The sequence below is a fragment of the Ectobacillus panaciterrae DSM 19096 genome (genome assembly GCF_000430785.1).
Lineage (GTDB): Bacteria > Bacillota > Bacilli > Bacillales > Bacillaceae_G > Ectobacillus > Ectobacillus panaciterrae.
Genome location: NZ_AUMR01000105.1, coordinates 1 through 12039, shown reverse-complemented (window position 1 = coordinate 12039; position 12039 = coordinate 1). Strand labels below are relative to the sequence as shown.

The 12039-nt window shown below is 39.4% G+C and carries 9 protein-coding genes, 1 pseudogene and 1 riboswitch; of the genes and pseudogenes, 5 read left to right on the top strand and 5 right to left on the bottom strand.

Going from position 1 to position 12039, the window contains the following annotated elements; all coding sequences use genetic code 11:
- Nucleotides 1–18: 18 nt before the first annotated feature.
- From H540_RS0119360 to H540_RS0119345, 4 genes are all read right to left on the bottom strand, one after another.
- A complete protein-coding gene (locus H540_RS0119360; protein WP_028402037.1) occupies nucleotides 19–1125 on the bottom strand; it encodes an RNA-guided endonuclease TnpB family protein in 1107 nt (368 codons plus the stop codon).
- Nucleotides 1126–1312: 187 nt separating this feature from the next.
- Nucleotides 1313–2434: an o-succinylbenzoate synthase gene (gene menC / locus H540_RS0119355; protein WP_028402036.1), complete on the bottom strand. Its 1122-nt coding sequence runs from the start codon at nucleotides 2432–2434 to the stop codon at nucleotides 1313–1315.
- A gap of 71 nt (nucleotides 2435–2505) precedes the next feature.
- The gene (locus H540_RS0119350) at nucleotides 2506–3333 is read right to left on the bottom strand and encodes an acetyltransferase (RefSeq protein ID WP_028402035.1); all 828 of its coding nucleotides are present in this window, start codon (nucleotides 3331–3333) and stop codon (nucleotides 2506–2508) included.
- A gap of 37 nt (nucleotides 3334–3370) precedes the next feature.
- On the bottom strand, nucleotides 3371–4501 hold the full coding sequence (locus H540_RS0119345) for an amidohydrolase (protein WP_028402034.1): 1131 nt from the start codon (nucleotides 4499–4501) through the stop codon (nucleotides 3371–3373).
- A 509-nt stretch (nucleotides 4502–5010) separates the two neighbouring features.
- On the opposite strand from H540_RS0119345, the gene H540_RS0119340 reads away from it, so the two are divergent.
- From H540_RS0119340 to H540_RS32365, 4 genes and pseudogenes are all read left to right on the top strand, one after another.
- The gene (locus H540_RS0119340) at nucleotides 5011–5241 is read left to right on the top strand and encodes a hypothetical protein (RefSeq protein ID WP_028402033.1); all 231 of its coding nucleotides are present in this window, start codon (nucleotides 5011–5013) and stop codon (nucleotides 5239–5241) included.
- A gap of 152 nt (nucleotides 5242–5393) precedes the next feature.
- Entirely contained in the window at nucleotides 5394–5609 is a 216-nt protein-coding gene (locus H540_RS0119335; protein WP_028402032.1) for a small acid-soluble spore protein Tlp, read from the top strand.
- 524 nt (nucleotides 5610–6133) lie between these two features.
- Nucleotides 6134–8056: an LTA synthase family protein gene (locus H540_RS0119330; protein ID WP_028402031.1), complete on the top strand. Its 1923-nt coding sequence runs from the start codon at nucleotides 6134–6136 to the stop codon at nucleotides 8054–8056.
- A gap of 166 nt (nucleotides 8057–8222) precedes the next feature.
- Nucleotides 8223–8342, top strand: a pseudogene (locus tag H540_RS32365) (PRD domain-containing protein); the annotation flags it as partial.
- Nucleotides 8343–8546: 204 nt separating this feature from the next.
- Here H540_RS32365 and H540_RS0119325 read toward each other — a convergent pair.
- Nucleotides 8547–9992, bottom strand: a complete 1446-nt coding sequence (locus H540_RS0119325; protein WP_034671483.1) for a L,D-transpeptidase family protein — start codon at nucleotides 9990–9992, stop codon at nucleotides 8547–8549.
- Between the two features lie 18 nt (nucleotides 9993–10010).
- Nucleotides 10011–10095: riboswitch (cyclic di-GMP riboswitch) on the bottom strand.
- 930 nt (nucleotides 10096–11025) lie between these two features.
- Between H540_RS0119325 and H540_RS0119320 the strand changes: the two genes are divergently transcribed.
- Nucleotides 11026–12039: malate:quinone oxidoreductase (locus tag H540_RS0119320; RefSeq protein WP_028402029.1), on the top strand; the 1014-nt coding region annotated here is incomplete at its 3' end.

The window sequence follows — 12039 nt, the reverse complement described above, 5'->3', positions numbered from 1 at the left end:
ATTCCGTGCTCTATATGTTTATGCTAACAGGCGTAAGCCCTCTCGTTTGATATTGATAGAAGCATTATGGTCTCTATCCGCCGTGAATCCACATTCACATTGGAATGTCCGTTCAGAAAGAGACAGTTCTGCTTTTACTTGACCGCAACAGGAACAAGTTTTGGAAGAAGGGAACCACTTGTCGATTTTGATCAGTTTCTTCCCCTGTTTCTCTAACTTATATCGCAGGAATGTGGTGAACATGCCCCAAGCATTGTCAGCTACACTCTTTCCAAAGTTTAGGGCTTGTGACATTCCTTTCATATTGAGATCTTCCATTACGACACAGTCATATCGTTTAGATAATTTGTACGATTCCTTGTGCAGAAAGTCTTTGCGTTGGTTTGCTATTTTCTCATGTAGCCCGGCTACTTTCAGACGTTGTTTGTTCCAGCGATGGCTTCCCTTTTTTCTGCGTGACAAAATACGTTGTTCTTTGGCTAGTTTTTCTAAGGCCTGCCGATAGAAACGAGGGTAATTGGCTTTCTTACCTGTTTCGCTGTCTACAAATAAGCCATTCATAGAAAAGTCTAACCCCACAATGTGTTGCACTTCTTTCGAAACGGGTTGATGCTCATATTCCGTAAGAATAGAAACATAATACTTGTCCGTTTTTGTACGAGAAATCGTACAAGATTTGATGATATGGTGGGCAGGAATATCTCTGTGCTGTTTGATTTTGACAAGTTTCAGCTTCGGTAATTTGATATAGCCGTCCAAAAGCATAATGTTTCCGTTCACCACGTTTGTTGTATACGATTGCCTTGCTTTCCGGTTCTTGAATACTGGAAACTCAGCTCTGCCCTCAAAAAAGTTTTTGTACGCCTTTTGCAGATTCAACTGGGCGTTTGCCAACGTAAGGCTGTCTACTTCCTTGAGCCATGTGAACTCATCTTTGTATTTGGCAGGAGTAGGAAACTTCAGCTTCTTCAAAGTTTCTTTGTTCTCTTTATGTTGTTCGTATGTTCCTTTGCGTTCTGTAAGCATTTTGTTATAGACGAAACGAACACAGCCAAAGGTTTTTGCAAGAAGAACACATTGTGCGGCTGTCGGGTAGATTCGGAACTTATACGCTTTGTTTGCCATATCATTTCACCTCGCTTTACGATTGTTTGATAAGTTAATTTTACCATAATATGTAATGTTTGATAAGAACAAATGTTCTTTAGGCTTGCGCCTAACCGAAATTCATCTCCCCCTTACCGTTGGGCTACGCCCTTCACACGCTTGAAGAGGGAGACTTCTTTCGGAAAATTGTTAAAGTGTGTCCGAACTATACTAACTCGAAACTATAAGTTTGACTGTACGTAGTATACTTATTGATTTTTTCTAAACTTGGTTCATAGCCGATTCCAGGTAAGCTTGGAACCATGATCGTTCCGTTTTCTACTGTAACCTCTGGTTCAATAATATCTTCTGCCCAGTAGAGGGAGGAAGCTGCGGTATCGCCAGGCAGGATAAAGTTCGGCAGGGAAGTGATCGCGATGTTATGTGCCCTTCCAATGCCTGATTCCAGCATCCCCCCGCACCATAGCGGAATTTGATGTTCCTGACATAAATCATGGATTTTCTTAGATTGGGTCAAGCCTCCGACACGGCCGACCTTAATATTGATAATTTTACAGCTGCCTAGTTTAATAGCTTTCCTTGCATCCTCTAATGAGTGAATGCTTTCATCCAGGCAAATAGGTGTTTGCAGCCTTGCCTGCAAGTCTGCATGGTCAATGATATCGTTATAGGCAAGCGGCTGTTCAATCATCATTAAATTAAAATCGTCCAAGGCGGCTAAGCGGTCTATATCTTGTAAGGTATAAGCTGAATTTGCATCTGCCATGAGAGGGATGTCAGGATATACTTTCCGAACCTTGTCTATTAATTCAACATCCCAGCCCGGTTTGATTTTTAGTTTGAAACGTTTATAGCCTTCCTCGAGGCGAGTCTCAATTATTTCTAGAGTCGAATCAATCGAATCTTGTATTCCGATGCTTACGCCCACTTCTATTTCCTTTTTTGTTCCGCCGAGCACGCTCGAGAGAGAAGCATTTTGCTTTTTCGCATACAGATCCCAAACAGCCCCCTCTAAAGCAGCTTTTGCCATATAATTGCCGCGGATATGGGTGAAATATTTTTCAGAGATTTCATCAGGATGCTGGATTTCGTTTTTCAGAAGAATAGGAATTAAGTAATCTTCGAGTATATGCCAGTTTGTTTTTACGGTTTCTTCATTATAAAGTGGATCAAGCATCGCAACAGATTCGGCCCAGCCGGAAATGCCATCATCACTTTTTACTTCTACTAGAATAAATTCCCTATCGTATTCCGTACCAAAGCTGGTTGTAAAGGGGTGAAGCAAGTCAAGTTTTAGATGCCGCAATATAACTTGTTTAATTTTCACTTAGGGGACTCTCCTTTTTGGGATAAAACTGTTAAAACACAGTCTTACCGATTTTTTTATAATAGGTTAAATCATTTTTTTGAAAGCACATAAAACTGAACAGGAATTTCTGCCACAGCATTTTTTTCAAAATCAGTAACCTGCCATCCTTGATGAAAAAGCTGCGTAAAAATATCTCTCGTTTTCATCCGCCATTCAATGGCAGTTTCCATGTTTGTTTCTCTGATTGTTCGGAAATCCTTTGGAATGGCAACAAAGGCTCTGTCACACTTTTGTTCGGGCAGAGGAAGGATGGAAGAGGGAAATGGTAATCCTTTCTTATTCGTGTCCCATTGAATGAGCGAATTCTCTAATAGAAAGTCCAATTCAACTTCCTGTCCCCGAGAATCCGTTGCCTCTCCTTGAATATGCCATTCCACAAGAAAGCGGTCGGAAGGAATGCCGCTGTTTAAAAGATCTTCCATTTCTCCGTAACAATTTGCGATATAGGCAGAGCACACGCCGCCAAGCTTAGCTATATTCAAATACCCATTAATACTTTCCAGCGGATCGTACGTCCAAGTGATGAGGGAATATCCAAGCTTTAGCGCTTCCTCACGCTGCGCGAGCTTTAGTTTCTCGCCAATGCCTTTGTTGCGGAACTGTTCATCGGTGCCTAGAATATGTGAACAAAGATACGCGGATGTTCCGTTGAATCCCGGGAAGCTGTATTGAAATCCAACCAGCTGCTCCCTGTAATAAGCTCCTAATACCAAGCCGCCGTTTTTCACTGCTGTTATAGTTTGGTGTGTGGGGATAGAGTCATATTCTCCCCAGATTTTACACTCCAATTTTCTTACGTCCTCAAGCTCTTCAATTCGATGAAGGGAACGAATTTCAATCTCCTGTGTTTTCGTCATGGTCAACCTCTTTATTAGATTTTTATAGGGAAACATTCTATTCTTCTGCCGCTAGCAACATGGTGTTCGTTAAAATTTTTGCTCCATAAATAAGTGCTTCCAAATTAAACTTCATATGCGGATGGTGCAGACCGGGCATTAAGTCGCAGCCTAATCCAATCATAGTTGCTGCTATATCAGGATGTTTGGCTGTATAAAAATGAAAATCCTCGCCTCCTTGAGAAACACAGACTGGAACGACATTTTCCGTTCCAATGATAGCTCCTATTGCGGTCTCAGCCAGCTTTATAGCTGTTTCATGCAAAGTCGCTGCGGGTACAAATTCTTCCATAGACCAGAAAATGGATGCTTCAGTTTGTTCCATTGTTTGTTCAATTGCTTCCTTTGTAAGCCGAGTTAGTTCATCCATGACCTCATTTGTCTGAGCTCTGGCATCGATTGCAAAGACAGCTGTTTCCGGGATCACGTTTGATGCCTTGTTTGTTGTTTGAAGCTGTGTCATTTTGATGGAATAAGGAGTTTCGGTTTGCAGATGAATCTGCTGTAATTTTTGGACAAGCAAAGCCGCTGCTTCGATTGCATTGATTCCATCTTGCGGCCGGGAAGCATGGGCCTGAATACCTTTAATTGTTCCTCTTATTGTTCCGGCAGAGCCATGGATAATGACGGGGGAAGCTTTCATATAAGGGACCTCCGCACTAGGTCTTACATGTACCCCGAATAAATAGGAAACATTCTCCAATGCGCCATCATTGATCATTTGAAGAGCGCCTTCTCCTTTTTCTTCTGCAGGCTGAAATAAAAATCGGAGCGTGTGTTTAGGCTGGGCTCCGCTGTAGGCAATGGCTAACGCAGCGTATAAAACCATAGTGCTATGTGCATCGTGTCCGCATGAATGATTCGCCTTTACAACTCCATCTACTTCTTGAACAAGCGCATCCATATCGGCCCTTAATGCCACAACCTGATTAGAGCGGCCAGGAATCTCAGCGATGATTCCATAATGGCTGTCAAATGTTTTCACGGTTAGCCCAGCTTTTTTAAGACATTCCAATATGTAGCGGGACGTTTTTTCCTCCTGCCAGCTTGGCTCAGCCAAGGAGTGAAGATCATGGTAGGTTTTTAGCAATAATTCATGCTGCTGATCAATATATTGAATCGGGTTCATAATGAATCACCTCCTTTACATAATTTTTAACTTTAATAAAATCTCATTCATTAAACACCTCATAGCTTGAATATCGCTTTTCTAATTTTTGCTGATGGGTATGAATCCGTTTTGGATCTTTTTCATGTATGCCGGCAATAACCGAATTGAATAAGCTAAGGAAGCTGTTTCATCACATAACACCCCTATTGGTGAATTTAATACTTCTTTTTAAATAAAAGTTGAAGTTTATACTTCATTTATTTATACACTACCATAACTGAATGAGAAAAAGAAGAAAATTTTTAACTTTTTTGATAGCTATTGATTTAAATCCAATTGCAGCGGCAGGTTTGTCATTCACATAGTTGAAGAGGTTTTTTTAGAATGATTAATGCAGATACACATAACCTATACTACCCTCACCTAAAAGTGCTCCTGATACTTCTCGCTCGGTAATGCTAGTGGGAAATTTTTTGTCCGCTTGATATGATATTGTTTACCAAATATTTTTTTAGGAGGTGAATCTTGTGCTGATAACCCATATCCTTATCGGAATTGTTTTTGGTTATATCATCTGGAAACTCCTCAAAGTAACTTTCAAGTCCGTTCTGTGGTTCTTAATTATCGGATTAATTGTGGCCCTTATTTTTCCAAAAGCGTTATTTTTGGTCGGAGGCATCGGTTTTTTAGTTCTAAGTACGTTAGTAGTACTTTTAATTTTAAGTGTGCTCGGATTTTTCTTTTTTGAAAATGATTAAAGCGGAGATTGCAAAGGCGACGTTGACGGTTTAGAATCAATATAATCCGCCCTAGGCTATGCCCCATTAGGGACCCTTTTCCATTCGTGAACGCATAACCTTAACGAAGTTATCACATAATACGGGTGTTACAAAGAAAAGGAGGGTCTCGCATGCAGAACACGCCAAAACCAGATAATCGTGCTGATAACGCGGCTCATCTTGCGCAGCATATCCATGACACAGAAGAGAATATGGAGAAAGCAAGAGAAACGATGAGAAATAGCGACAGTGAAACCGTTAAAGCCCAAATCGAAGCGAAGAACGAGCGTAGAGAACAAGCCCTTGAAGGCATGAGACACGAATTGGCAGATGAAAGAAGCCAGTGAGACTCCATAAAGGAGTCTTTTTTCATTGAGGAAAAAAGACGATACCTCAGCTGCTCCGTTAGCTGATTACATTAAAAACTAAAAACCACAGACCGCCCAGCTGGATTTTTAGCAACCGTATATATACAACTGAATAAAAAAACGTCTTTTTGAGAGTAGTAGCAGTATGTTCAAGATTTAGAGATTACTTGCCAGTGCCTTGAAGTTTTGCACCAGAACCTAATTGTTGGATATGAAGTCATTCATTCCATATATTCTTTACTTCATGAAGAGAATAAATATGAAGTTCACACGAAATACATATTTATTAACTAAAATATCACTGTGAGATACAATAGGATGGGATGGTCTTTAAGAAATAGAAGATTTTTCGAATGCTTGAAGGAGGAAGGCATACATGCATCTGAAAGCCTTCACTTGTGCGTCTGCAACTGTTTTACATGGAGAATAATCCATGTTTTTCCGATGCACTCCGTTTGTGTCAGGAGCTGATTAGGTTTAGTAGATAGGAGGGGAAAAACTACATGAGGGAAGCGTTGAAGACACAATTTCAAAGCATTCGCTTTGTATTGCTGACAGTATTTTTAATATGGTTGAAAACGTATATTGTCACTCGTCTAGCATTTAATTTGAAACTAGACTCGCTGAGACAGGAAGTTATTCTGTTTATTAGCCCATTGGCATCTTCCATGCTTTTGATTGGACTTGCCATGTTTGCAAAGGGAAAAAAGAGGAATTATATCGCTATAATTATTAATGTGATTATGACCATTATTTTAATCGGGAACGTTTTGTTCTATGGGTTCTACAGTGACTTTGTTACATTGCCTGTTTTGATGCAGACTTCCAATCTTAACGGATTGGGATCGAGCATCAAAGCACTGCTCAACTACAAGGTTCTGTTAATGTTTGCTGATGTTATCTTTTTATTCTTTCTTGCAAGAAAAAAAAGCAGGTTTGTAAAAACAGAACGTATTTCAAGCTTGGTTAAAGCCTCGTATTTTTTAATATGTCTCACAATTTTCTTAGTGAATCTTGGACTTGCGGAAAAGGAACGTCCTGAATTGCTGACCAGTTCTTTTGACCGTATCACCCTTGTAAAAAACCTAGGTTTGTATGTACATCAAATTTATGATCTCGGACTGCAAGCTAAATCTAGCTCTCAGAAGGTATTCGCGGATGGAAGCAAGGTTCAGGAAGCAGAAAACTATGTGAAAACGGTGAATGTAAAACCAGATCCGCATATGTTCGGTATGGCCAAAGGGAAGAATGTTATTGTTGTTTCTCTTGAGTCCACACAGTCCTTCCTGCTTGGTGCAAAGGTAAACGGCCAGGAAGTGACCCCGTTCTTAAACAAATTTGTAAAGGAAAGTTATTATTTCGAAAATTTCTACCATCAAACTGGCCAAGGGAAAACATCCGATGCAGAGTTTATGATTGATAACTCTCTATATCCGTTAGACCGCGGTTCTGTATTCTTCACAAACACAGGAAATGAATATGTGGCTACTCCTGAAATTCTGCATCAGCAAGGGTACTACACAGCGGTTTTCCATGCAAACACCGCGACATTCTGGAACCGCAATATGATGTATCCTTCTTTAGGGTACGATCGCTTCTTCAACGAATTGGATTACAATGTAACGCCAGAGAATAAAATTAGCTGGGGTTTAAAGGATAAAGAGTTTTTCGACCAGTCCGTGGATAAGCTGACAAAATTGAAACAGCCGTTCTATACTCGTTTTATCACATTAACGAACCATTTTCCGTTTACGTATGATAACAGCATCAAACTGATCGATCCTTATAACTCTGGTGATAGCATCTTGGACAGTTATTTTGTGACAGCTCGCTATGAAGATGAAGCGTTGAAGCACTTCATTGAGCGTCTGAAGGAGACAGGGTTGTACGATAACTCCATTATCGTGTTCTATGGCGATCATTATGGCATTTCTGACGAGCATAATCACGCAATGGCTCAATTCTTAGGAAAATCAGAGATCACTCCGTTTGATCACATGCAATTGCAGCGTACACCATTGTTTATTCATGTTCCGGGTCAAACAAAGGGAAAAACCGTTACCGCTCCAGCAGGAGAAATCGATGTGAAACCAACGATCCTCAACTTGTTGGGAGTAGGTACGTCTAATGACATTGAATTTGGCCATGATTTGTTTTCACCTGAACGCAAGCCGTTTGTTGTGGAACGCGATGGAAGCTTCATTACGGATAAGTATATTTATTACAACAACCAGTTCTATAATCGACAAACAGGTCAAGAAGTACAAGTACCGGTACAGGAAGCTAAACCTCTCATTGACAGGGCGCAAAATGAACTAAGACTCTCAGATAAAATTATTCAAGGTGATTTGCTTCGCTTCTTTGACGGTAATAAAATCAAGTCTGGGACCATCAAAACGGTTATCACAGGCACAGAAAACGGCTGAGAAAAAAGCTGTCCATTCATTTTTGAAGTGAACCTGAACTGACCCGCGGATTTGCGGCTTAGAAAAAACAACTAGGCTACCTGTTCCCTGTATGCTACAGGGGACAGGTAGCCTAATTTCTTTTACATACGCTTTATAATCCTCAATCATCTGTTGTAGAGCAGAATTAAATATCGTTAAATACCATTTTAAAATAGGCTTTGACGAGGAGTCCTTAAACTATTATCGTTTTGTAACTCATCTAAAGTTTTTTGCACAAAGGCTGTTTACAGGAACGTATAAGGAAATCATTAATTAATAGATTTCCTTCTTCCGTTTATGTTTACTAAAGAAAATACTTTTTAATTCATTCAGAGGAAAGGTCTGAGCAACCTAGCCTCAAAAAACAGATACAGCAGTGGTTTTTCAAATGTTTTTATTTAACAGATGCTCTCGAAACGTTCATGGACGTTTCGGATGCATATATTGACTCATGATAGACTACCAATTCTTAATAAACGATAACCGGCTCGTATTGACTGAGATTGTCATACACTGACTTTATAACACTAGGTTGGACGTTGACACAACCGCCCGATCCTGCAGTAAGATAGGCATTACTTGCCCAGTTTGTCCGCCAGCTGGCATCGTGGAACCCTTGTCCGCTGTCTGTAAACGGAGCCCAGTAATCTACCTTAACGGAATAATCTGGTTTGCCTACTGCGCTGCCTTTGAGCGTGTACGGTGATCGTTTATAGAGGATATACCACACTCCTGGTGATGTATCTTCATGGGTGCTATGTTTGCCGGTCACTACATTCGTTGTGACTGCCAATTTTCCATTTTTGTAAATCCAAATCCGCTGTTCCGCAATTGACACTTCAGCATACGTGTCGCCAATGCCATTATTCGTTGTTGTTTCATAACCGATGCTTTCATTGCTCCAGCCATTTCCGTAAATATTAGAAGCAGGAAGCGACTTCTTCCCTTTTTCAAAAGCTTCCATAATCCGTGTTGTTTCTTTTTCAACATCTATTGCCCAACCATAGCCTTGTCCTTTTACCGATATGACTGAACCTGAATGGGTTTTAAATGTGAAATTTTTATTTAATGTGGATTGAGAACTATTAATTTCCGCAATCTTACTTTTAATATTACCCGGGTCAATCGTAATTTTCATATCTTTTGACACAGAGGCATTTTTAATTAAATCGCTGGCTTTTAAAGAATAAACTTTATCTTGTACCTTATACTCAATGGTTTGTTGAAGAAGTTCTTGCAGCTTTTTCTCTTCATTTTTTACAATCGGATTGTCTTCTTTGATTGGCTGTATGTATACAGGATTCAGATGGATTTCACTATTATACTCCTGCTTCTTGTAGTCCTTTAATAGACTGACGACATCATATTGCTGCCCATTAACACTTTTTGAGACGCTAATTTCACCTTGTTTCATAATAGCCTCTGCATCTTGAGACGCTTTTAAATTCTTATTCATTGATAAGAGCTTTTCTTCCACTTGTTTTTTCAGCACTTGGCTTCGATACTGATCCAGTTTGCTCGGTATTAATGAATAATTTTTTGCCTTTGAAGAAGGAAAAAATGTCTGTTGGCTTCTTAATAATTTTTTGATACCGGGCAGATCTTTATCCGTAAATCCTATCTTCGTGTCTTTTTCGTCGAGTATTCGTTCCTTTCCAATATAGACTTCGTTTTTTAATACAGATGTTTTTAATTTTTTAAGTGCCTGATCGGTAGTCAGTCCACCGACTTTTGTATCATTAATCTTGATATGTGCGTTAAAGTGGTTTGCCTGATAATAGCTAATTGCCGCAAATATGAGAGCAATAATAATGATCACACTAATTGTAATAAACTTCCGGTTTACAAACCGTTTGAATGAGCTTATCCGTTGTTTATCAATTACTTCAACTAATTCGTTTGCCGTATTTCCCATAAATATTCCCCCTGCATACTTGGTAACCTAACTATCAACGTTTCTCGACTTTGAAGTTTGGGTTTTGCATCCCAAACTTTCAATTATTTTACCTTAATACTTAAATTATCGCCATTATTTTACCTTAATATTTAAATTATCACTATTATTCTACTTGATTCTATGGTGTGAACTTTGTCGTTATTTGTATATGCGTGAAATTTTATATATTTATTCTGTATTAAAGTCCCTTAATTAAATTTTAATAAAAAGGATGAAAATCAGAAATAAAATCTCATTTAAATACGTTACAGGGAGCTGTATCATAAGTAAATGAGGTTTTTTATTTCATTTACAGATGAAAAAGGGATAGGTAAAGGTATAATTGATGTCTAACAAACAATATTAAGAAGATGAGATAAAAATTATAAAGTGTATTGAAATTTGTGTGTAAAGCGTGCTTGTACTTGGGATAAGAAAGGCTAAGGGTAACTTGTTTACGGAACCCCATGGGAGACATAAATAGTTATAAATAGAAGAAACTTGAACTTTTAAGCTTAGGGTTTACCTATTACCCGAACAGATGTTGACATGTTGAATGGGTAGCACGGGGAATTCTGGTAAGGTGTTTCGGATCAATCGGACTGAACCGTACCACAAGTAACGGCGAAAATTAGAGGGTGGCGGTTCACTGGTAACCGCAAACCAAAACCTTAATCCTTGCAAGAAGCTGGGTTAAGGACTTGGTTTTTGTGTGTTCCTAGGGCCTTGTGGACGGACTTCTCACTTCTCACTTCTTACCAGTTTTTAAATGGCTGATTAATTATCATAATAAGCGTAAATAAATATTTTAATCTATAAATAACGGTGATATACTATTGTTAAGTTATAATTGAATAGTGATATACTATTGTTAGGTTATAATTGAATAGTGATATACCATTATTAGGTTATAATTGATCCAGAAAAGATGTGTGACTAGGTCGCGCTCTGGCGCCTAAGCAGGAGCGCCTACATCCTTTCTGCAAATCTTAGGGGGATAAGGAAGATAAAAATGAGCAAAAGAGAAACTAAAACAGACGTCATCTTAATTGGAGCCGGAATCATGAGTGCGACTTTAGGGACACTTCTGAAAGAATTAGTACCGGAATGGAAAATTACAGTGTTTGAGAAGCTCGAAAATGCAGGAGAGGAAAGCACTAACGAATGGAATAATGCAGGAACAGGGCATGCGGCACTGTGCGAGCTTAACTACACTGTCGAAAAACCAGACGGATCTATAGATATTAGCAAAGCCATCAAAATTAATGAACAGTTTCAGCTTTCAATGCAGTTTTGGTCTTATCTTGTAAACAGCAAGCTGATACATGGTTCACAGGACTTTATCATGCCATTGCCTCATATGAGTATGGTACAAGGGGAACAAAATGTAACGTTTTTAAAGAAACGTTTTGAAGCGCTGTCAAACAATCCCCTATTCCAAGGGATGGAATTTTCCGATGATCCGGAAAAACTGATGGAATGGATTCCGCTTATTATGCAAGGCCGCGCATCGAATGAACCTATAGCGGCAACAAAAATCGACTCTGGAACTGATGTCAACTTTGGCGCTTTAACGCGCATGTTGTTTGACCACTTAGAGAGTAAAAATGTCGATATAAACTACAAACATAGTGTTAATGATATTAAACGTACTAGTGACGGCTTGTGGGAATTGAAAGTGCGGAATCTCGATAGCGGTACTGTCGAACGCCATACTGCAAAATTCGTCTTTATCGGAGGCGGGGGAGGAAGCCTGCATTTACTGCAAAAATCCGGTATTCCTGAAGGAAAACATATTGGAGGATTCCCGGTAAGCGGAATATTTATGGTGTGTAATAATCCGGATGTTGTAGCGCAGCATCATGCAAAAGTATACGGCAAAGCTAAGGTTGGTGCTCCTCCAATGTCTGTTCCGCATCTTGACACACGATTTATCGACAATAAAAAATCGTTGCTATTTGGACCGTTTGCCGGCTTCTCACCAAAGTTTTTAAAAACCGGTTCAATGTTTGATTTGGTAACTTCC

Excerpts from the sequence above, each read along its gene's own strand:
- H540_RS0119360 (WP_028402037.1), bottom strand. The coding sequence starts at position 1,125 with ATGGCAAACAAAGCGTATAAGTTCCGAATCTACCCGACAGCCGCACAA.
- H540_RS0119350 (WP_028402035.1), bottom strand. The coding sequence starts at position 3,333 with ATGACGAAAACACAGGAGATTGAAATTCGTTCCCTTCATCGAATTGAA.
- H540_RS0119345 (WP_028402034.1), bottom strand. The coding sequence starts at position 4,501 with ATGAACCCGATTCAATATATTGATCAGCAGCATGAATTATTGCTAAAA.
- H540_RS0119335 (WP_028402032.1), top strand. The coding sequence starts at position 5,394 with ATGCAGAACACGCCAAAACCAGATAATCGTGCTGATAACGCGGCTCAT.
- H540_RS0119330 (WP_028402031.1), top strand. The coding sequence starts at position 6,134 with ATGAGGGAAGCGTTGAAGACACAATTTCAAAGCATTCGCTTTGTATTG.
- H540_RS0119325 (WP_034671483.1), bottom strand. The coding sequence starts at position 9,992 with ATGGGAAATACGGCAAACGAATTAGTTGAAGTAATTGATAAACAACGG.